This is a genomic window from Sphingobacterium paramultivorum (genome assembly GCF_014109745.1).
Classification (GTDB): domain Bacteria; phylum Bacteroidota; class Bacteroidia; order Sphingobacteriales; family Sphingobacteriaceae; genus Sphingobacterium; species Sphingobacterium paramultivorum.
In genome coordinates this window covers 745217-764941 of the sequence record NZ_CP058555.1, presented here as the reverse complement: position 1 = coordinate 764941, position 19725 = coordinate 745217, and the positions used below count along the sequence as shown (strand labels likewise).

At 38.2% G+C, this 19725-nt stretch carries 21 protein-coding genes and 1 tRNA gene; 10 read left to right on the top strand and 12 right to left on the bottom strand.

Translation table 11 applies throughout. The annotated features are described in order from the left end of the window. The first annotated feature begins 150 nt into the window (after window positions 1-150). The 4 genes from HS960_RS02980 to purH all read left to right on the top strand — a co-directional run bounded on the left by HS960_RS02980 (window position 151) and on the right by purH (window position 4158). Window positions 151-906, top strand: a complete 756-nt coding sequence (locus tag HS960_RS02980) for a hypothetical protein (protein ID WP_182331217.1) — start codon at window positions 151-153, stop codon at window positions 904-906. Between the two features lie 11 nt (window positions 907-917). Further along, window positions 918-1838 carry a LysM peptidoglycan-binding domain-containing protein gene (locus HS960_RS02975; protein WP_159727622.1) on the top strand — a complete coding sequence of 307 codons (921 nt, stop codon included), beginning with the start codon at window positions 918-920 and terminating at the stop codon, window positions 1836-1838. 32 nt (window positions 1839-1870) lie between these two features. Beyond that, window positions 1871-2509, top strand: a complete 639-nt coding sequence (locus HS960_RS02970) for a uridine kinase family protein (RefSeq protein WP_075993390.1) — start codon at window positions 1871-1873, stop codon at window positions 2507-2509. 122 nt (window positions 2510-2631) lie between these two features. Continuing rightward, window positions 2632-4158: a bifunctional phosphoribosylaminoimidazolecarboxamide formyltransferase/IMP cyclohydrolase gene (purH, locus tag HS960_RS02965; protein WP_182331214.1), complete on the top strand. Its 1527-nt coding sequence runs from the start codon at window positions 2632-2634 to the stop codon at window positions 4156-4158. A 52-nt stretch (window positions 4159-4210) separates the two neighbouring features. On the opposite strand, the gene HS960_RS02960 is transcribed toward purH, so the two are convergent. Next, on the bottom strand, window positions 4211-4579 hold the full coding sequence (locus tag HS960_RS02960; RefSeq protein WP_182331212.1) for a YkvA family protein: 369 nt from the start codon (window positions 4577-4579) through the stop codon (window positions 4211-4213). 328 nt (window positions 4580-4907) lie between these two features. On the opposite strand from HS960_RS02960, the gene HS960_RS02955 reads away from it, so the two are divergent. Then, a complete protein-coding gene (locus HS960_RS02955) occupies window positions 4908-5618 on the top strand; it encodes a DUF4397 domain-containing protein (RefSeq protein ID WP_182331211.1) in 711 nt (236 codons plus the stop codon). Window positions 5619-5704: 86 nt separating this feature from the next. Here the strand turns inward: HS960_RS02955 and HS960_RS02950 are convergent, their stop codons facing one another. Beyond that, window positions 5705-6010 carry an FtsB family cell division protein gene (locus HS960_RS02950; RefSeq protein ID WP_075993394.1) on the bottom strand — a complete coding sequence of 102 codons (306 nt, stop codon included), beginning with the start codon at window positions 6008-6010 and terminating at the stop codon, window positions 5705-5707. Between the two features lie 231 nt (window positions 6011-6241). Here HS960_RS02950 and lpxB point away from each other — a divergent pair, with 231 nt between their 5' ends. Both lpxB and HS960_RS02940 read left to right on the top strand, forming a co-directional pair. Beyond that, window positions 6242-7357, top strand: a complete 1116-nt coding sequence (gene lpxB, locus HS960_RS02945) for a lipid-A-disaccharide synthase (protein ID WP_182331210.1) — start codon at window positions 6242-6244, stop codon at window positions 7355-7357. Between the two features lie 57 nt (window positions 7358-7414). Then, window positions 7415-8050 carry a hypothetical protein gene (locus tag HS960_RS02940; protein WP_153848847.1) on the top strand — a complete coding sequence of 212 codons (636 nt, stop codon included), beginning with the start codon at window positions 7415-7417 and terminating at the stop codon, window positions 8048-8050. 64 nt (window positions 8051-8114) lie between these two features. Here HS960_RS02940 and HS960_RS02935 read toward each other — a convergent pair whose 3' ends face one another. From HS960_RS02935 to HS960_RS02925, 3 genes are read right to left on the bottom strand one after another with little or no spacing between them, the layout of a single operon-like run. Continuing rightward, complete coding sequence (locus HS960_RS02935) at window positions 8115-9194, bottom strand: DUF3810 domain-containing protein (RefSeq protein WP_182331209.1); 1080 nt, start codon at window positions 9192-9194, stop codon at window positions 8115-8117. A gap of 20 nt (window positions 9195-9214) precedes the next feature. Beyond that, on the bottom strand, window positions 9215-10273 hold the full coding sequence (locus HS960_RS02930; protein WP_153848845.1) for a nucleoid-associated protein: 1059 nt from the start codon (window positions 10271-10273) through the stop codon (window positions 9215-9217). A 10-nt stretch (window positions 10274-10283) separates the two neighbouring features. Then, window positions 10284-11189 carry a histone deacetylase family protein gene (locus HS960_RS02925; protein ID WP_182331208.1) on the bottom strand — a complete coding sequence of 302 codons (906 nt, stop codon included), beginning with the start codon at window positions 11187-11189 and terminating at the stop codon, window positions 10284-10286. A 158-nt stretch (window positions 11190-11347) separates the two neighbouring features. On the opposite strand from HS960_RS02925, the gene HS960_RS02920 reads away from it, so the two are divergent. Genes HS960_RS02920 through HS960_RS02910 form a run of 3 tightly spaced genes read left to right on the top strand, consistent with a single transcriptional unit; the run spans window position 11348 to window position 14075 of the window. Next, a complete protein-coding gene (locus HS960_RS02920) occupies window positions 11348-11989 on the top strand; it encodes a YceH family protein (protein WP_153845856.1) in 642 nt (213 codons plus the stop codon). A 6-nt stretch (window positions 11990-11995) separates the two neighbouring features. After that, entirely contained in the window at window positions 11996-13186 is a 1191-nt protein-coding gene (locus HS960_RS02915) for an MFS transporter (RefSeq protein WP_182331207.1), read from the top strand. A gap of 1 nt (window position 13187) precedes the next feature. Continuing rightward, window positions 13188-14075, top strand: coding sequence for a DUF72 domain-containing protein (locus HS960_RS02910; RefSeq protein ID WP_153845854.1), 888 nt, complete (start codon window positions 13188-13190; stop codon window positions 14073-14075). Window positions 14076-14185: 110 nt separating this feature from the next. Here HS960_RS02910 and eno read toward each other — a convergent pair whose 3' ends face one another. The 7 genes from eno to HS960_RS02875 all read right to left on the bottom strand — a co-directional run bounded on the left by eno (window position 14186) and on the right by HS960_RS02875 (window position 19617). After that, a complete protein-coding gene (gene eno / locus HS960_RS02905) occupies window positions 14186-15481 on the bottom strand; it encodes a phosphopyruvate hydratase (protein WP_046675452.1) in 1296 nt (431 codons plus the stop codon). A gap of 211 nt (window positions 15482-15692) precedes the next feature. Beyond that, window positions 15693-16793, bottom strand: a complete 1101-nt coding sequence (gene carA / locus HS960_RS02900; protein WP_182331206.1) for a glutamine-hydrolyzing carbamoyl-phosphate synthase small subunit — start codon at window positions 16791-16793, stop codon at window positions 15693-15695. A gap of 226 nt (window positions 16794-17019) precedes the next feature. Continuing rightward, window positions 17020-17331, bottom strand: a complete 312-nt coding sequence (locus tag HS960_RS02895) for a DUF2752 domain-containing protein (RefSeq protein ID WP_153845853.1) — start codon at window positions 17329-17331, stop codon at window positions 17020-17022. Beyond that, window positions 17331-17687, bottom strand: a complete 357-nt coding sequence (locus HS960_RS02890; RefSeq protein ID WP_088162229.1) for an NINE protein — start codon at window positions 17685-17687, stop codon at window positions 17331-17333. The genes HS960_RS02895 and HS960_RS02890 overlap by 1 nt, the downstream gene beginning before the upstream one ends. A gap of 177 nt (window positions 17688-17864) precedes the next feature. Beyond that, window positions 17865-18863, bottom strand: coding sequence for a GTPase ObgE (gene obgE / locus HS960_RS02885; protein WP_046675449.1), 999 nt, complete (start codon window positions 18861-18863; stop codon window positions 17865-17867). Between the two features lie 36 nt (window positions 18864-18899). Beyond that, a complete protein-coding gene (locus tag HS960_RS02880; protein ID WP_153845852.1) occupies window positions 18900-19469 on the bottom strand; it encodes an adenylate kinase in 570 nt (189 codons plus the stop codon). Window positions 19470-19543: 74 nt separating this feature from the next. Continuing rightward, window positions 19544-19617: transfer RNA gene (locus HS960_RS02875), tRNA-Arg, on the bottom strand. Window positions 19618-19725 lie beyond the last annotated feature (108 nt).

Genomic DNA, 19725 nt, shown 5'->3' with positions numbered 1-19725 from the left:
TTCAAAAAAAGTCCAGCTATGTCTGGACTTTTTTTTTGAGAAAAAACAGCAGAGAACAAACATAAAACACGATAAAATTAGTTTAAGCGTGATTATACTTGTATATAAAGGTAACTTTATCTAAGTTTGTCCCCTTGGATTGAAAATTACATGGCAAATCACACAATTTCAAAAGCATTCAATTTCATTTTTACATACCCCATTTGGCGGATAGAAATCGATGCGGAGAATAAATTGATCGCTGTGGAGACCAGAAACCCAGACGATACCCTGCCCTATTTTAATGTAATCACTTTTGAAGGAACTTACGTATTAAAAGACTTCAAAGCAATAGCCAAAGAGTGGGTCCTAGCTGGAATTCAATGCAAAAAATTAATACTTAAGAAGATTGCCAATAACACACCTATCGACGCAGGCATACAGGTAGTCGATTGTTACAACACAAAAATACAGGAAACCTGGTTCAACTACATATTCATCGGTATGGTTGACCAAGGTGTGCTTATTAGACCAAAAGTAATAGCAGAAGGCTTCCAATTATTTTTGAACCTCCAATCGATGTCGATTGAAAGTAAAAATGAAACTCCCTTTAAACCTTATACCAGCGAGCTCGTCTATCCTATTATCTACAATGGTGACATCCCCATTTTTTTGAAGGACTTCCCAATTGATGGTGAAATCTGGATAAATACGGTGAATGACTACTTTATTTGGGCTTTCTATGAAAAAGACAGAAACAATCGTTATCAAATCAGGCTAGTGCAATCCACTAGAGAAACATTGACAGAGTCTATTATTGCAGTTTCCGAGCTGGAACTAAAGCTCTTCAACATTTATTTTCTTATTCACGAACAAATATTCCTTTTGACAGATAATAAACGGGAGTTTGTTTCGTATTTAGTATAATTGCAAAATATATGAAAGTTTTATTCGAATTAAAAACATATAAAAAGATAGCTATTCTATCCATCGCGATATTAGCTATTCAACAAGTTGAAGCAAAGAATTCAACTTCTTTACGTACTGATTTTATCCCTGATTCAGTAGGAACTGAAGCTATCAATGGTGAAGAATACGTTCTGTTCAAAATTGAAAAAGGAGACAATTATTACCAGTTAAGTAAAAAGTATAAAACAACGGTAGGCCAGTTGACCCAAATAAATGGTAATGGAACATTAAACCTTGGCCAAATTGTTAAGATTCCAACCGGTCGGAAAGCGAAATCAACAGTAAGCAACGACCGTGGAAATACGGCAGTGCAAAACCCGCGTAATCCACAACAAGAAGGTTTTACGGAATATATCGTTGGTGAGAAAGAGACCCTTTATGCCATATCTAAAAGATTCAGTATTTCTGTTGAAGATATTAAAAAAGCGAACAATTTAAAAAATAACGTTATTGGCGGAGGAATGAAGCTCATGATCCCCAATCAGCCCCTACCTCCTGAACGGCCAAAATTAGTTGAACCTAAAGGAATCGAAATTGTAACGCCTGATTCTACAGACGATGACGATAAAGAAGAAAATCAAATTTCAACAAACCGCTACGGAATACGCGAGAAGTCCGAACGTGGTATTGGCGTGTGGATTGATGGACTTTCATCTCAAGGGACCAGCAACCTTGCTCTTCATAAGAGCGCTCCAGTAGGTACTATTCTAAAAATCACCAACCCTATGACCAAAAGTGTTACTTACGCAAAAGTAGTCGGTAAATTTAATGATAATGCCGAAAACCAAAATGCAATTGTCGTGTTGTCAAAGTCTGCCGCCGCAAGCATAGGCGCACTTGATAAACGCTTCCAAGTTGAAATTGCGTATGGATTACCTCTAGAAAATTAACAGAATAAAATAGCTTTTATAGCATAGTAAGAATGAATAACAAACCGTATGTCATAGGAATTGCCGGAAGTAGTGGCTCTGGAAAGACTTTTTTTTTAAATAGTTTTTTAAAACATTTTAAGCCTAATGAGGTGACCTTAATTTCCCAAGATGATTATTACATCCCTGCCAATACTAAAACCCAGGAGGAAAATAGGCTCTATAACTTCGATATTCCGACATCAATCGACAGAGATGCTTTTTATAAAGATATCAAGGCACTCTTTAACGGTGAGACAATATATAAAGAAGAGTATACATTTAACAACCCTTCATTAACACCCAAAATACTAGAGATTAAACCGGCACCAATTTTAATTATTGAGGGCCTATTCATTTTCTATTATACGGAAATTAATAATTTAATCAATCATAAGATATTTTTAAGCGCTGATCAGGATATCGCATTAAGAAGACGTCTACACCGCGATCTGGTTGAACGGGGCTACTTTGAAGATGATGTCATGTACAAATGGATAAACCATGTACTACCATCCTACAACGAGTACTTACTTCCTTATCAGGATACTTGCGATCAGGTCATATTTAACAATACCGATGAACCAGAACCAATCTGGGATATCACCAACCAAATTTCTGAAGAGCTAAAATTAAAGCTCAATTTGGTATAAAATTAAAACAATGTAGAAAGGAGAATCTCGTAAACAGATTCTCCTTTCTATTTAAAGTACTTGATTTATTGGTATCAAGATTTTAAATACCTATCTTTGCGCCACGAAACAAATCCATCATAATGAACCATCCTGTAAAGATTAAAAATGCATTGGTTTCAGTCTATTATAAAGACGGCCTTGCTCCTTTAGTTGAATTATTAAACAAATACGGTGTTACCTTCTATTCCACTGGTGGAACAGAAACATTTATCAAAGATTTAGGTATAGATGTTGTTCCAGTTGAAGACCTCACCAGCTACCCTTCTATTTTAGGAGGCCGTGTAAAAACATTGCATCCAAAAGTATTTGGCGGTATTTTGGCACGCCGCCCGCTTGAGTCGGATCAACAACAGCTTGCTCAGTATGAAATACCTGAGATCGATTTGGTTATTGTGGATTTGTACCCTTTTGAAGAAACTGTTGCTTCCGGTGCATCCGAACAAGATATTATCGAGAAAATAGATATCGGTGGAATTTCACTGATACGCGCTGCCGCTAAAAACTTTAACGATGTCGTTATTATCTCTTCCAAAAATGATTACAAAGAATTAGAAGAAATACTAGCAAACCAAGAAGGTAATACTTCACTGGAACAACGTAAAGAATTTGCTAAACGTGCATTCAATACATCCTCGCATTACGATACTGCAATCTTCAACTATTTCAATCAAGAAAATCCGCTTCAGGTTTTTAAACAATCTGAGCAAAAAGCACAGGTGTTGCGCTATGGTGAAAACCCACACCAAAAAGGCATTTTCTTCGGCGATTTAGATAAGATGTTTGATAAATTAAACGGTAAAGAGTTATCTTACAACAATTTGGTTGACGTTGATGCTGCCGTTGCTTTGATTGATGAGTTCACAGAACCTACATTCGCGATCTTAAAACACACAAATGCTTGTGGAGTTGCCTCCCGTTCAACAATCAAACAAGCTTGGTTAGATGCTTTAGCATGTGATCCTGTTTCAGCTTTCGGTGGAGTCTTAATAACGAATGGTCAAGTTGATGCTGCAACAGCTGAAGAGATCAATAAATTATTCTTCGAGGTGTTGATTGCACCTTCTTATTCTGAAGAAGCGATCGCTATACTTACCGCAAAGAAAAACAGAATTATTTTGGTTCGTAAAGAGGTTACATTGCCAGAACAACAGTTCAAAACTTTATTGAACGGCGTCATTCTTCAAGATAAAGACAATACGATTGAAGGACCTGAACAAATGGTTACGGTAACACAAGTACAGCCTACTGCAGAACAACTGGAGGATCTTTATTTTGCGAACAAAATTGTAAAACACACCAAGTCAAATACAATCGTATTTGCTAAAAATGGTACTTTGTTAGCTTCAGGCGTAGGCCAAACTTCTCGTGTAGATGCATTGAAACAAGCTATTGAGAAGGCAATTTCTTTCGGTTTTGACCTTAAAGGCTGTGCAATGGCATCGGATGCCTTCTTCCCTTTCCCTGATTGTGTGGAAATTGCTTCAGAAGCTGGTATCGCAGCGGTATTGCAACCTGGTGGTTCAATCAAAGACCAATTATCAATTGACATGGCCAATGAAAAAGGAATCTCCATGGTAACAACAGGTGTTAGACACTTTAAGCACTAGTTGAACTTCAATAATAAATAAAAAAGCTACTTTAGAAAAGTAGCTTTTTTATTTATCTCGCTTCTACAGGAAACTTCGAACGCTTATACTGTTCCATCTCAACGCTGAGTTTGCGAATCGCATAACCAACAATGGCCACATCATCTATCCACCCGCCCACGAGAATAAAATCAGGAATCGCATCAATCGGCGAAACCACATAAAGTATCGTTCCAATAATAATCGATAAATTCCATTTATCCATTTTATACTTCCCCGTAATTGTGTCCTTACACATCGCAATTAATACGTTGAAGTCGTCCATATAGCCCCCTAGATTCCTCGCTTTTGCCTCCGCCTGTACAAATTCAGATTCCGTAATTTGACGATGCCTAAACTGCTCAAACATTCCTTTCGCAATTCTTTTGATTCTATTGTTCATACCTCAAAATTAGGATTACTAGTTTAACAATCCAAATCCTCGCCCTAAACCAAACTCGAATCAAAATCGGATTACCTTTCGAACATAACGAAATCCTTCCCTTCAAACTGACTAAATTTTACCTAGAAACCATATTCATCTGTTACCGATCCCAAAGCCACCATCTTTAAAAACTGATTTACAAAGGCCATCTGAATAAAAAACGAGGTCTGAATATGGATTTTTATTATTTTTACAAATCGCTGTAGCAAAGTGTCAGTCATCTCCGTATAATAGACAACACAAGCGCAATGTGAGTCACAAAAACAGATTTTAATATTACACGGATATGAAAAACTATAGATTATTTAATTTTATTGCTATTGCTTTAGCGGCCCTCTTTCTAACAAGCTGTCTAAAAGATAACGATGACCAGCCAATTCCTGCTGCGTTGCTTACCATGGTCAATGGATACACGGATGCGAATGCAGTTATATATTTCGCAGACGGAGGCTCGCTTCAAAACCCCAATTATCCATTGGGATTCAAAAGTTATGCTCAAATTGGCTTATTTACAGGAGCACGTAGAATTACAGTTTCCGCTGAATATAACACTAAATTAACGGATACAACTGTAACAATCAAAGACAGCACCATATATACATCCTTTTTATTTGGAACTAAATCCAAACCCGTACAGGTGATCACCACAGATCGAATCAATAAAGACATCAAAAATACAGAGTCTGGTTTACGCTTCTTTAATCTTGCTGAAGGTACAGATTTAGTTAGCTTAAAAATAGGCGATCAGGCTTCGCCTTCAGAATGGATAAATAGAGCACAAGAAACACAGAATTCGGCAAGTGCCCATCAGGGATTTATCGCTCAAAAGAGCGGCACATTCACCGTCACAGCTCGTGATAAAGCCGGAAAAACAATCGCAACACGCAGCGACATTAAATTGGTTGAAGGCTATTATTATTCATTAATACTCATAGGCAAGGCTAATGATGAAAAGAAACCATTATATATTGGTTTAGTAGCACAAGCCGCAAATTAAAATACCCATATCTATATACTTTATAACAACGGCCGTCATGTAAACATGATGGCCGTTGTTTTTCATTTTATATTATACTGTAGATCTTAATGATTCTCTTTAGCTGCTACTTTAGTAATCACATAAATATCCTCATTATCTTTTTTCATCTTATACTTCTCACGAGCAATACGTTGTACTTCCTGCGGATTTGATCGAATATCGTTAATTGTTTTAATGATGGCGGCATTTTCCTTCAGGTAGAAGGAGCGTTCACTTTCCAAATTTGCTTTCTGTTTTTGATAACTATACTGCGTAGCAAAGTCATTTCGATCAAAAAACAACATCCACACGAGAAAAGCCAAAGCGGCTAACAAATACTTATTTCTTATTAAAGACCACAATCGTTGCATAAGACAAAAATACTATTTAGCTTTTATACTTAGGATATTTTCTTCAAAAGTTGAACATCTTTAATTAAAGATATGGAATAATATATTCAAAGTCATCATATACCTAGAATAATCTTATCTTTAACAGTTCAAAAACGATCATTTCAATGAAATATCCATCGTTAAGACTAAACGCAGTTTTAACGATAAAAAGATATTCCATGTGATCATTAAAGAATAAATCGTTGACATATGAAATACTATCTTATTGCAGGTGAAACTTCAGGGGACTTACATGGTGCCAATCTTATTAAAGCATTAAAAATTGAAGACCCCAATGCGACTTTCCAAATAGTCGGGGGGAATCTAATGCAAGCAGAGGCCAAAAAAAAAGCGTTGATACATACCTCAGAAATGGCTTTTATGGGCTTTATAGAAGTTTTAAAAAATCTGCCAAAGATATCTAGAAATCTCAAACTTGTTAAAAATGATCTATTAAAAGAAAAACCGGACACCGTCATTCTAATAGATTTCCCGGGCTTCAATTTGAAAATTGCTGATTTTGCAAAAAAACATGGAATCAAAACATGCTACTATATTTCCCCTAAAGTGTGGGCCTGGAATCAAGATCGCGTAAAGAAAATCAAACGGATTGTTGATCATATGTTTTGTATTTTGCCTTTTGAGGTAGATTTTTATAAGAAGTGGCGCATGCCCGTTGATTACGTTGGAAACCCGCTGTTAGATGCGATTTCAACCTATAATTTCAATCCCCAATTTAGAGCACAAAATGGACTTTCAGAAAAACCCCTGATCGCCCTTTTACCAGGAAGCCGGGAAATGGAAATTTCCAAGCTTCTTCCTATCATGGCCGAACTTCCCTTTTTCTTTCCTGTTCATCAATTTGTCATTGCCGGTGCTCCTAATTTTGATGAAGCCTACTACAAGCAGTTTTTTAAAGGTATTGATATTCCCGTGATCTTCGATCAAACCTACGATATTCTCCATAACGCAGAAGCCGCAGTCGTTACAAGTGGGACGGCTACTCTTGAAACAGGTATTCTGAAAGTACCTCAAGTTGTCGTTTATAAAGCTAACCCAATATCTGTATGGATAGCCAAATTAGTCATCAAGGTTAAATTTATCTCTCTAGTGAATCTAATTAATAATTTCTTATCAGTAAGGGAATTGATTCAAGACGACTGCACGGCATACGATATTTCATATGAAGTAGGTGAACTTATCAATAACAAAGCTCATCGCGCAAGTGTGATGGAAAACTACGATATTTTGGCCGAAAAACTAGGTTCTCCTGGCGCATCAGAGAAAACTGCCAAATTAATTGTAAAATATCTCGCTAAAATTTAAACTCTTTTACCTTTTATTTGTCAAACTACTATTTAGTTACAATTAATTAAAAGTTTTATGAAATTTAAATTTATTCTAGGCTTTTTTCTTTGCTTTGCAATGTCCTTCACTGGGAAAGCACAAGAAACACAACATATTTCTAAACTGGAAATTGGCAAAAAGGCAAAAAAAAATATCGATAATAGAGACTCAACTGTCGTCATGCACATCGATACTTTAATCATGAAAGACAATGCTACCCTTTCGTTCTATGGCAAGAAAAATGTTAAGCTAACGATTGGTTATGCTGAAATTGGAAATAAAGCAACCATCTATGGAACCGATGGGAAGAATAACGGTGCAAATTTTGACATCAATGCTAATTTTCAAAAATTAGGCTCCCTTTATATCATTGCAAAGGGAGATGATGCTTTTAATGGCACTAAAACTTTTCCCAATGGGAACGGAGGAAAAATTAAAGTCACTTTAACAGATGGCAGTCTCAAACCGCAAACAACAAACAAAAAGGCTGCGAACTATATCTATGGAGACGTAGCTGCAGGTGGGCGGGCTGTCAATGCAAACACAGACTTGAGAAACATCTATGATCGGATTAAAACTGCTCCCACCGGATTGAGAGGGTTGCCTCAAGGACAAATTTATTCTGGCAGTGCCGGCACTGAGGGTACATTTGAACTAATTTCAACACAATAACGAAATCCTTAACCCATAAAAAAGGCGTATTAGAGAATAATACGCCTTTTTTATGGGTTCATTATTATCTACACCCTTTTCTTTTAAGCTCATAGGCCAATACCAACCGCGTCATACGGTCGTACCGTGCTATTCCTTCCTGTTGATTGTTATGTTTCAGGTATTGATTATAAAACAATCCCATCACATCGTCGACCCAACCCGTGTATTGACTCCAAAAATACCTTTCTTTTTCCACGTCTTTCAATACTTTCGCGCTTAATCTTCCCTTGTAATCCTTTCCTAAATCAGGATACATACCCTGCAGTTCACGTAACATATAAAGCGTGGTCTGTAGATAAGCCGAGTATCGGTAAAAGGACTGTGGATGTTGCTGTAAGCGAACAAAAGCTATAAAATTCGCCTCGTCTTCAAAACCAATTCCCTGTTGATGCGCAAGTTCATGCACTGTTGTAAAAGGTAAAAAGGTTACTGGCATTGCTTTATTAACCTGTGCTTCATGAGTAAATGGATTAAAATAGCCCGAGACACCAAAAAAAGAGACTATCCTGCTATTTATTGGTGATTTTGCCCTAATTTGACCCCTTGACAAGAAATCAGCAAAAGCCGTATCCAGTTGTACCCATGTACTCAAATCCGTTTGAATAGTTTCTTTATGCTCTTCCCATTGGGATGGATCCACTTGTTCCCTTAAATTATTTGTACTGTCCAGAAACCCATTCAAAACCACGAGATAATCGGCTAACTTTAAGCTATCAACTTGCAAATTGGCATTGGTACTGATTGGTTCACGATAATAATTCAGGCCCCAAGATAGGTAAAAGAAAAAATAGAGACCCAATAACAAGTTTATGATAAATAGAACCGGACGAAAGGAATTTTTCCATCTTCCTTTCCATAAATTTCCGATGAATTTAGCAATTGAATAAAGTAGCAATCCAACTACTATAGTATAAAATAGATCACCTAAACTAAAAGGAACATAACCAAAAATAAATCTTGGTACATGGCTATAGGAGCGGTAAAAGCCGCGTGCATAAAAGTCCTCAATCCATTGGCTATGTTTCTCAATCAGGGAGAAAATAAAAATTCCAATCAGAAGTAACAGCAGCGTGAAAACAGCTATTTTATCGCGCTTTTCCATTCAAATAAGATATAAAACGATTAACTTTCGTTCTCAAAATAGACCTTGTAATAATTCATGCCTTTATCCTCATCGTAACCCTTCTCAAGATATTCACGTTTACCATGAACATAGATATGAAAATTCTTATCTAGCTTTAAAACAGACTTATAAGAAGATTCCATTTTTTTCACCGCTTTATCTGCTATTTCAAAACTTGCCTGAAATGGAGAGTCAAATTCATCTTCAAAACCAGCTTTAAAGTCCTGAAATAAAGCAATCGCCTGCGGGTTGCCCAATACTTCCTCCTCAAACTCTTCCTGGACAAAAGTTTCCTTTTCCTTAAAGTAATTCATGGATTTGTTCATCAGATCAATCTTGTCCGCTTTCTCCAATTCAAATGTTTCGTCTAATTTTTCCTGAACAAAGTTCTTGTACACTTTCAGGTAATTCCCCGTTTGATTGAAATTATCGTTACGCACGCGAAGCTGCAGAAACTCATCTTTCCAATACACAGCCTCCTGTTGACGGTTTGTCTGATCGAGCACCAGCACCTTATAACCTTCTTCTTCTTCTACATTAACAATAATACAGCCCTTGTCCAGTTTATTGATATTGATCGCCTCCTGCTCATATTCCAACATAAAAGCACCTTGCTCCGGATATACTTTCAGATAAGTCTCTTTATTCTCAGATTTGAAGATACCAATCGCATCATGTTCTTCCCCCTCGATCTGTACATTCTTTAAGGCAACTACATACACCTCTCCAGCCTTAATTTTAGGATGGTTGGATACCTCATAAAGGTGTTTTGAAATTTGTTGGGAAAAATCATGAAATGGAAGCTGCTCCTTAAAATACTGTCTTGCAAAATAGAAAATCTCATTCAGCTCCAACTCTCCATTGGGATGATATAAGCGATATACCTCATTCACCTTTGCAAAAGGACTCATAAAATACTGCATCAGGAGTCCAGGTAACACTTCATCTCCTTCAAGAGATACCGGGGCATCCGACAAAATATAAAATTCATCTTGCGCTTTATTGCCTACACGATGAATAGATAACGCTTCAAAAGTTGCATCTTGGTGAAAAAACATATTTCTTATCTTATAAATTATATATATCTATTGCTATTCTAAAAGTCTGACAATGTGCATTGACAATATCTTTAATTTCAGGAGAATAACCTCCTCCCATACTTACTTGAACAGGGATATTGTGTTTATGGCACATTTTAAAGACCAATTCATCTCTTCGATGACAGGTACTGCTGCTTAAGTTCAATTTACCCAACTTATCTGTTTCCAAAATATCTACCCCAGCCTGGTAGAAAACGAAATCAGGCTCAAATTCCCGAAATACATCAACCAAACTTTCTTCCAATAAAGTGAGGTATTCCATATCCGTAATATGATCTGCTAAGCCAATATCCAAATGGGAACGCTGTTTGACAAAGGGATAGTTTTTCTCACCATGCATTGAAAAGGTAAACACCTGATTATGCCCCTCAAAAATATGGGCGGTACCATTTCCTTGGTGCACATCCAGGTCAATGATGAGGATACGGCTAGCATATTTATACTTCAACAAGTAGCCGGCGGCAGTCGCTTGATCATTCATCAAACAGAAGCCTTCGCCAAAATCATAACCTGCATGATGTGTCCCCCCTGCAATGGTAAAAGCAACACCATATTCAAGTGCATATTTAGCACTTCGGATCGTCCCATCAAGGATATATCGCTCCCGATCAACAAGGCTTTGACTTAATGGAAAACCTATTCTACGAACCATCTTGGAATCCAAAGTAAGCTCAAACAACTGCTTTACATACACTGGATCATGGACCAAACAGCATGTTTCAAAACTCGCGAGCTCAGGACTGAAAAAACTTGACTCGTCTGCCAGACCTTCATGTTTTAACTGTAAAGGAATCAACTCGTACTTCAGCATCGGAAATCGATGCCCCTCTTTGACGGAATGGACAAATTCTTGACGAAAAGCTATCTTAAGCACCTTAAAATCTTCTATTACTCATGCGAAGATAAGAAAAAGATCTTTTGGAGTTATATGAGAAAAAGGGCATCTTTGAGAAGAAACAAACAGCAAGCCAATGTTATGTTGCCATAACAGCATACTTGTATTCGATCATAAATTTATATTCTTCAAAATAAATGGAAACAACTAATTTGCCCCAATTGTCTGCCATGGAACAACGTGTACTAGGCTCACTAATCGAAAAATCAAAAGTAACTCCAGAATATTACCCAATGACAATCAACAGCTTACAAGCTGCTTGTAACCAAAAGACTTCCCGCAAACCGGTTGTACAATATACAGAAGAAGATATTATTGCGACATTGGATATATTAAAGAAAAAGGGCTTAATCTCGACAGTTGTTGGCGGTGGATCTCGTGTAACAAAGTACAAACACAATTTTGCCATACAATTTCCACTGGTTCCCTCTGAATTAACCATTGTCTGTTTATTGCTACTCAGAGGACCACTGACCGCCGGCGAAATTAATTCAAACTCCGGAAGACTTTATGAATTTGAATCGTTGGGTGAAATCAATGAACAATTGGAAAAATTGGGACAAGAAGGCTATCTTAAGTCCCTACCTAAACAAATGGGACATAAAGAAGTCCGCTACATCCATTTATTAGGAGAAATCAATCTGGAGGCCTATGAAAATAATGGTCCGGTGAGCAGCTCCTCGAACGACCAGATCTTGCTCGATCGAATTGCACAATTGGAACAGGAAGTTGCAACATTGAAACAGCAATTTCAGGATCTCTGGGATGAATTACATTAATTGCTCATGTCGCAAACAATAGATTCAAAAAACGAAATATCCAAAGCAACCTTGTGGTTGATGACCATCGCCACAGGCTTAGTTGTCGCCAATAATTATTACAATCAACCACTATTGGGCTTGATTGCCAAAGACCTACATATTGACGAGGCTATGGTCAGTAATTCGGCCATGTTAACGCAGATCGGATATGCCTTTGGCCTGTTACTGATCGTTCCCTTAGGGGATATGTTTAAGAGAAAGAAAATGATCTTGATCGATTTCTTTTTCATCATTTTTTCTTTGGTAGGTATGGCCATGTCCACTTCTATCCTATCTATCTTGCTATTCAGCTTTCTGATAGGTTTCACATCTGTTATTCCACAGGTTTTTGTACCCATGGCTGCCGAACTTGCGAGCAAAGAAAAGCAGGCTTCAGCGATTGGTATGGTAATGTCGGGTCTGCTGATCGGTATATTACTCTCTAGGGTTGTAAGCGGGTTTGTTGGCTCCTACTTTGGCTGGCGCGAAATGTATTGGATAGCGTCAGCAATTATGGTCATTACAGCCATCACCATCGCATTCAAGCTACCAGAGGTACTGCCTAATTTTAAAGGTTCTTATAAGGAATTGATGCGATCAGTCTGGAACTTTGCCAGAAAACAACCTGTATTACAGCTGGCTGCATTTCGTGGAGCCATGGGATTTGGGGCTTTTTCTGCATTTTTTACAACGCTTGTTTTCCATCTTGCAGCCCCACCTTTCTTTGATGGCCCCGCAACCGCAGGAGCCTTTGGCCTTGTAGGTGCCTGTGGGGCGCTTGCCGCTGCTTTTGGCAATAAACTAACCATTTATATAGGCAAAGCAAAAATCATCTTGTACGCGATCCTATTGATGTTAATCAGCTGGTTATTATTCGCCCTCTTCGGCAATTACTATTGGGGCCTGATCCTCGGTGTTATTCTTATCGATCTTGGCCTACAGTCGATGCATATCCTAAATCAAAGCGATTTCTATGCGCTAAACCTCGGTGCCAACAACCGACTAAATACCGTATATATGGTCAGCTATTTTATTGGTGGATCAACAGGCACTTTTTTTGCTGCACAAGCATGGCAACACTTCCAATGGCCCGGTGTTATTTTCGTAGGCACATGTTATACGCTGTTGGCATTGTTGGCTCATCTATTATTTGATTATAAATTAAGAAAAAACTGATATGAAATTCGGCCAAGTAGAACATCCCGAGGAAATCGATTTTACCCTTCCTCCTACTACACCAGAAACCTTAACCTTATTACAGCACTTCAAAATAGACAAACCTTTTGAGGTATCTGTAGGTTGTGCAAAATGGAATAAACAAGATTTAAAGGGCTTTTATCCCAGAGGCACAAAAGACGAACTTGCCTATTACTCCACACAGTTTAACAGCATTGAACTCAATGCTACATTCTACAATTCACCTGGCATAGACCAGGTAGAGACCTGGAAAAAGAAAACACCTGCGAACTTCAAGTTCTTCCCAAAAATACCACAATCCATCAGCCATTTCAGCAGACTATTAAATACGGGTGATAAAGTAAAATTATTTACGGACTCCATTGTTCATTTCGATGAAAAACTGGGTATGGCTTTTCTTCAGATGCACGACAATTATAATCCAAAGGACATGGCCCGTTTAAAACTATTTCTTCATGACTGGCCAAAAGAAGTCCCGCTAGCGTTGGAAGTCCGAAATAAAGATTGGTTTTCCAAACCCGAAGTAACAAAAGAACTCTATGCACTGTTGGAGGAAACCAATGTGACCAATGTACTGGTCGATACTGCAGGCCGTAGAGACATGCTCCATATGCGCCTGACCACGCCGATTGCTTTCGTACGGTATGTAGGTGCAAATCATGCAACAGACTATGATCGACTGGATCAATGGATCGATGTTCTGAAACTATGGCGGGAAAATGGATTGCAAAAATTGTATTTCTTTATCCACCAGAATATTGAGGTGGAATCACCGTTACTGGCGACACATTTTATCAAAAAACTGAATACAACATTCGACTTGGATCTAACCTATCCCAACAAAAACACAGGAAATACCTTATTCTAAGACAGGTTATCAGATCCGGTCCCCGATGCACCAATAGAAAAAAAATTGCCCACAAAAAAAGCCGAAGTAGAGAATACTTCGGCTTTTTATATTAAAAATCAAGCTTTAGCTTATTTTTTAGCGTATTTAAAGTTTTTACCGATGAAACGGGCATTACCACCCAATTCTTCTTCGATACGCAACAATTGATTGTATTTAGCCATACGGTCAGAACGTGAAGCAGAACCAGTTTTGATCTGTCCACAGTTCAATGCTACAGCTAAGTCAGCGATAGTCGCATCTTCAGTCTCGCCAGAACGGTGTGACATCACCGAAGTATAACCAGAATTTTGAGCTAAAGTAACCGCATTGATCGTTTCAGTCAATGAACCGATTTGATTTACTTTCACTAAAATTGAATTCGCTGTATGGGTATCAATTCCTTGTTGAAGACGTTTTGTATTTGTAACAAAAAGATCATCACCTACTAATTGAACATGGTCACCGATTTTATCAGTCAATGTTTTCCATCCAGCCCAATCATCTTCAGCCATACCATCTTCGATAGAAATAATAGGGTATTTAGCTGTTAATTCAGCCAAATAGCTTGCTTGTTCTTCACTAGAACGTACAGCACCTTTATCACCTTCAAACTTCGTATAATCGTATTTACCGTCTTTGTAGAACTCAGAAGAAGCACAATCCAACGCTAAACAAACATCTTGACCTGGTTTGTAACCAGCGATTTCAATCGCTTTCAAAACTGTTTCGATAGCATCCTCAGTACCTTCAAAAGTTGGCGCAAAACCACCTTCATCACCTACTGCAGTTGAAAGACCTCTGTCATGTAAGATTTTTTTCAAGGTATGGAAAACCTCAGTACCCCAACGCAAAGCCTCAGAGAATGAAGGCGCACCCACAGGCATGATCATAAATTCCTGAAATGCGATAGGTGCATCAGAGTGTGAACCACCATTGATGATATTCATCATAGGGATAGGCAACGTGTTCGCATTTACACCACCGATATAACGGTATAATGGTTGACGTGACTCTTGAGCAGCAGCTTTCGCTACAGCTAAAGAAACTCCTAAAATAGCATTTGCACCCAAGTTTCCTTTATTTTCGCTACCGTCTAAATCAATCATGATTTTATCGATGGCATTTTGCTCGAAAACATCTACACCTTCTAGTGCTTTTGCAATTTTAGTATTTACATTCTCAACCGCTTTCAAAACACCTTTTCCTAGATATTTTGACTTGTCACCATCACGCAATTCTACTGCTTCGTGAATACCAGTTGAAGCACCTGAAGGAACAGCTGCACGACCAACAAAACCATTTTGTGTAGTAACATCTACCTCAATTGTAGGGTTACCGCGCGAATCCAAAATTTGACGCGCATGAACATCGATAATTAAACTCATCTCTTTATTAGACTATAATTTATTTTCATTACTTAGTGTAGATAAGACACACTCTTGTCTACAGACATTTTTCACAATCAAATATAATAAAAAATGTATTTATTCCCCTATTTATTATGAATAAAATATGCCCCATCGGCATAACTGTTCAAATAAATACAATAAAAAACCCTTCAAGATCTGAAGGGTTTTTTATATAATATTGTACAACTTAGTTTTTGATCATCGCTACAAAATCATCAAACAAGTAGCGCGAGTCATGTGGACCCGGTGATGATTCTGGGTGATATTGCACCGAAAATGCTTTCTGTCCTTTGATACGGATACCTTCGATAGACTGATCGTTCAAATTAACGTGTGTAATTTCGACGTTCTCAGAATTTTGGATATCTTCAGCCACAACCCCAAAACCGTGGTTCTGCGAAGTTATTTCACAACGATTAGCGATAATATTCTTCACCGGGTGATTGATACCACGGTGTCCGTTATGCAATTTGCTTGTGCGGATACCATTTGCCAATGCTAAGATCTGGTGACCTAAACAAATACCAAACATCGGTTTATTTGCATTCAAAATAGCTTTTACCGTATCGATTGCATAATCCATTGGTGCTGGATCGCCAGGGCCATTGGAAATGAAATAACCGTCCGGATTCCATTTCTCCATTTCCTCAAATGTTGTTTTCGCTGGAAAAACCTTCGTATATACATCACGAGCCTCAAAATTGCGCAAGATATTTTTCTTGATTCCCAAGTCCAAAACTGCCACACGTAACGAAGCATTTTCATTACCGAAGAAATAAGGCTCGGCTGTTGTTACTTTTGAAGACAGCTCAAGTCCATCCATTGAAGGAACTTCAGCCAATTGACATTTTAATTCTTCAACATCCAATGTTTCTGAAGAAATAATCGCATTCATCGCACCTTTATCACGGATATGTCGCACCAATGAACGGGTATCCACATCAGAAATACCAACTAAATTACCCTCTTCAAAGTAGCTTTGGATAGATTCATCAGCCATTTTACGGCTATAGTTGATGTTGTAGTTCTTACAAACTAGTCCCGCAATCTGAATTTGATTTGATTCGGTATCATCCTCATCAATACCATAGTTACCAATATGAGCATTGGTGGTTACCATGATTTGTCCAAAATAAGATGGATCTGTGAAAATCTCTTGATAACCAGTTGTTCCTGTATTGAAACAGATTTCCCCAGTAGTCGTACCAATTTTACCAGCGGCTTTACCGTGATAAACTGTACCATCTTCTAAAACTAAAATTGCAGGCAATTTGCTGTAGTTGGTCATTATCGATGTAATATTATAAAATGTGTATCCTTACTTTTATGAATTTTAAAGCGTTCTTGATTGGATATAAAAAAAGCCCTCAAATGGGCTAAATATCAATTAACAATGCATCATCACGATTGACAAACCGTTTCCTAAGGCACCTACCAATAAAGACTCTACTCTAATTTTCACGGGAGACAAAGTTACGACATATCACTTAAAAGTGAAAACATTTTTTGTTTTTTTATTCTTCAACTAATTCTCTCCTCCAAAACGTTGCAAAGTCTCTCAAAATCAGACCTGTCAATAGCGGAACAAGCATATAAATCAACGGATTCTCTAGCCACGCTTCTCGAAACTCCAAGCGCAACAAGGCAATCAGCGCGGTAGTAAGACCACATCCCGGACAATCATAGCCACTCGCAGCCTTCCAAAGGCAAGGAACAAGAATATGGATATCCGTGAAAAGATATAAGCTTATAGCAATCCCGAAATACCCCAATACCAACGAATAAATCCAATGATATTTAAGGTATTTCAGCAGCATATAAATCATTAATTATTGTTTATAGGACTCTTAATGTAATTGCCATCTGCATCCTTATATTTACCGACAAGAATCATAATCAAATCGATTAAATACCAGATACCACATCCGCCCAAGGTAAGCAGCTGAATAACGGCGGTACCAATTTGCCCCAAATAGAACCGATGTGCTCCAAAAGGGCCTAGAAAAAAGCAAAATAACAATGCCGGCAACCATCTGTCATCCTGAAACGTGTTATTTTGTTGCTGAAAGGGTTGATTGGCATAAAATATAGGCTGTCTTACGCCACAATAGGGACAAACCTCGGCCTTGATATTGATCAACTTGCCGCATTCTACGCAATACTTTTCGTCTTCTGTTTTCATTTAGATTTAATTTGGTAATGGGGCTAAAAACCAGCCTTCCATCCGGAATAAAATAATAGCATGAAATTAACAAAAAAACTTATAAAATGTTCTTTTTTTAGCAACATATAGCATTTAATATAAACAGAAAAGGCGCTTCACGGTATGGAGCGCCTTTTCTGTTTATATATTCAACCTTTAGGAGTTGATTGCTTTCCAGATCATATCTTTCAATGGTAATATATTTTTACCTGTCACCGAAGAAATGAAAATATAGGGTACATCTTCCGGTAGCTCCTGCTCCATTTCCTTCTCCAGCTCCTCATCGAGCATATCAGACTTGGTAATAGCCAGCAATTTGGGTTTATCTGCCAATTCCGGATTATATGCAGTCAGTTCATTCAATAAGATTGCGTACTCCTCACGGATCGTCCGATCGGTATCGGCCGGCACCATAAACAGCAAAACAGAATTTCGCTCGATATGCCGCAAGAAACGATACCCTAATCCCTTTCCTTCTGAAGCCCCTTCGATAATACCCGGAATATCGGCCATAACAAAGGAACGGTTATCCCGGTAGCTCACCATACCCAAATTAGGCACCAGTGTTGTAAAGGGGTAATTCGCGATTTCTGGTTTCGCAGCAGAGACGACTGACAACAACGTTGATTTACCAGCATTTGGGAATCCAACCAACCCAACATCAGCAAGAACCTTCAATTCGAGAATCATCCACTGTTCTTTACCAGGAAGACCAGGTTGAGAAAACCGTGGTGTCTGCTGCGTAGGCGACTTAAAATGCCAGTTGCCCAGCCCGCCTTTTCCTCCCGGAACCAATATTCTGGTTTCACCGTCTTCTGTGATATCGAACAACACCTCTCCCGTCTCTGCATCCTTCGCAATCGTACCCAATGGCACTTCCAAGATCTCATCACGTCCAGTTGCCCCCGTACGCAAAGAACTGCCGCCAGACTCACCGTTTGACGCAATAATATGCTTACGATATTTTAAATGGAGTAACGTCCAGAGATTAGTCGTTCCTTTCAGTATAATATGCCCTCCACGACCGCCGTCACCACCATCGGGTCCACCGGTAGCTGTGTGCTTGTCACGGTGCAAATGAGCCGAACCTGCCCCACCATGTCCAGAACGACAACACACTTTCACATAATCAACAAAATTCGAACCTTGCGCCATTACAATTTATTACAGTCTAAAAAGTACTTATTTTAATTAATAATTATCGATGATATCTGTTAAACTTTTAAAGATAGAATCGATATCACCGATACCATTCACTTTAGAAAGTTTACCTTGTGCCTCATAATACGGCAACACATGAATCGTCTTCGTGAAATATTCATCAATACGCTTCACCAATTTATCAGCATCATCATCCGCACGACCAGAAATTTCCTTACGTTTAGCGATGCGTGCTTTCAATTCATCCTCATTCACATCCAGTGCGATTACTACCGAGATTGAGGTATTGATACCTTCTAAAAAAGCATCCAATGACTCAGCTTGAGCAACAGTACGAGGAAATCCATCAAAAATAAATCCTTTTGCATCCGGATTTTTCTTTACTTCCTCTTCCAGCATTGCTATCGTAATCGAATCTGGCACTAAATTTCCCTCAGCAATAATCTGGCTCACTTGTTGACCAAGTGGCGTTTGACCTTTAATATGTGCTCTAAAAATATCACCAGTGGAAACATGAACCAATTGATATTTTTCAATAAGCTTTGCAGATTGGGTTCCCTTACCTGCACCCGGAGGGCCAAATATTACAAGGTTTAGCATAGTTTTATTTAAGAAATTAAAACGAGTTAAAAAATAAAAGCCTAATCACAGATGATGACTAGGCTTTTCAGTTGTGCGCTCCAAGGGAGTCGAACCCCTAACCTTCTGATCCGTAGTCAGATGCTCTATCCAATTGAGCTAGGAGCGCAATAAACCATTACGTTTAGAACTCTGTCCCATGTGTTTTGGTGACGCAAATATAGTCAGAATTCGTTTTTTTACAAATTTTTTTTCAAAAAGAAGTTCCCTCCTTCCA

Excerpts from the sequence above, each read along its gene's own strand:
- HS960_RS02980 (WP_182331217.1), top strand. The coding sequence starts at position 151 with ATGGCAAATCACACAATTTCAAAAGCATTCAATTTCATTTTTACATAC.
- HS960_RS02975 (WP_159727622.1), top strand. The coding sequence starts at position 918 with ATGAAAGTTTTATTCGAATTAAAAACATATAAAAAGATAGCTATTCTA.
- HS960_RS02970 (WP_075993390.1), top strand. The coding sequence starts at position 1,871 with ATGAATAACAAACCGTATGTCATAGGAATTGCCGGAAGTAGTGGCTCT.
- purH (WP_182331214.1), top strand. The coding sequence starts at position 2,632 with ATGAACCATCCTGTAAAGATTAAAAATGCATTGGTTTCAGTCTATTAT.
- HS960_RS02960 (WP_182331212.1), bottom strand. The coding sequence starts at position 4,579 with ATGAACAATAGAATCAAAAGAATTGCGAAAGGAATGTTTGAGCAGTTT.
- HS960_RS02955 (WP_182331211.1), top strand. The coding sequence starts at position 4,908 with ATGAAAAACTATAGATTATTTAATTTTATTGCTATTGCTTTAGCGGCC.
- HS960_RS02950 (WP_075993394.1), bottom strand. The coding sequence starts at position 6,010 with ATGCAACGATTGTGGTCTTTAATAAGAAATAAGTATTTGTTAGCCGCT.
- lpxB (WP_182331210.1), top strand. The coding sequence starts at position 6,242 with ATGAAATACTATCTTATTGCAGGTGAAACTTCAGGGGACTTACATGGT.
- HS960_RS02940 (WP_153848847.1), top strand. The coding sequence starts at position 7,415 with ATGAAATTTAAATTTATTCTAGGCTTTTTTCTTTGCTTTGCAATGTCC.
- HS960_RS02935 (WP_182331209.1), bottom strand. The coding sequence starts at position 9,194 with ATGGAAAAGCGCGATAAAATAGCTGTTTTCACGCTGCTGTTACTTCTG.
- HS960_RS02930 (WP_153848845.1), bottom strand. The coding sequence starts at position 10,273 with ATGTTTTTTCACCAAGATGCAACTTTTGAAGCGTTATCTATTCATCGT.
- HS960_RS02920 (WP_153845856.1), top strand. The coding sequence starts at position 11,348 with ATGGAAACAACTAATTTGCCCCAATTGTCTGCCATGGAACAACGTGTA.
- HS960_RS02915 (WP_182331207.1), top strand. The coding sequence starts at position 11,996 with ATGTCGCAAACAATAGATTCAAAAAACGAAATATCCAAAGCAACCTTG.
- HS960_RS02910 (WP_153845854.1), top strand. The coding sequence starts at position 13,188 with ATGAAATTCGGCCAAGTAGAACATCCCGAGGAAATCGATTTTACCCTT.
- eno (WP_046675452.1), bottom strand. The coding sequence starts at position 15,481 with ATGAGTTTAATTATCGATGTTCATGCGCGTCAAATTTTGGATTCGCGC.
- carA (WP_182331206.1), bottom strand. The coding sequence starts at position 16,793 with ATGACCAACTACAGCAAATTGCCTGCAATTTTAGTTTTAGAAGATGGT.
- HS960_RS02895 (WP_153845853.1), bottom strand. The coding sequence starts at position 17,331 with ATGATTTATATGCTGCTGAAATACCTTAAATATCATTGGATTTATTCG.
- HS960_RS02890 (WP_088162229.1), bottom strand. The coding sequence starts at position 17,687 with ATGAAAACAGAAGACGAAAAGTATTGCGTAGAATGCGGCAAGTTGATC.
- obgE (WP_046675449.1), bottom strand. The coding sequence starts at position 18,863 with ATGGCGCAAGGTTCGAATTTTGTTGATTATGTGAAAGTGTGTTGTCGT.
- HS960_RS02880 (WP_153845852.1), bottom strand. The coding sequence starts at position 19,469 with ATGCTAAACCTTGTAATATTTGGCCCTCCGGGTGCAGGTAAGGGAACC.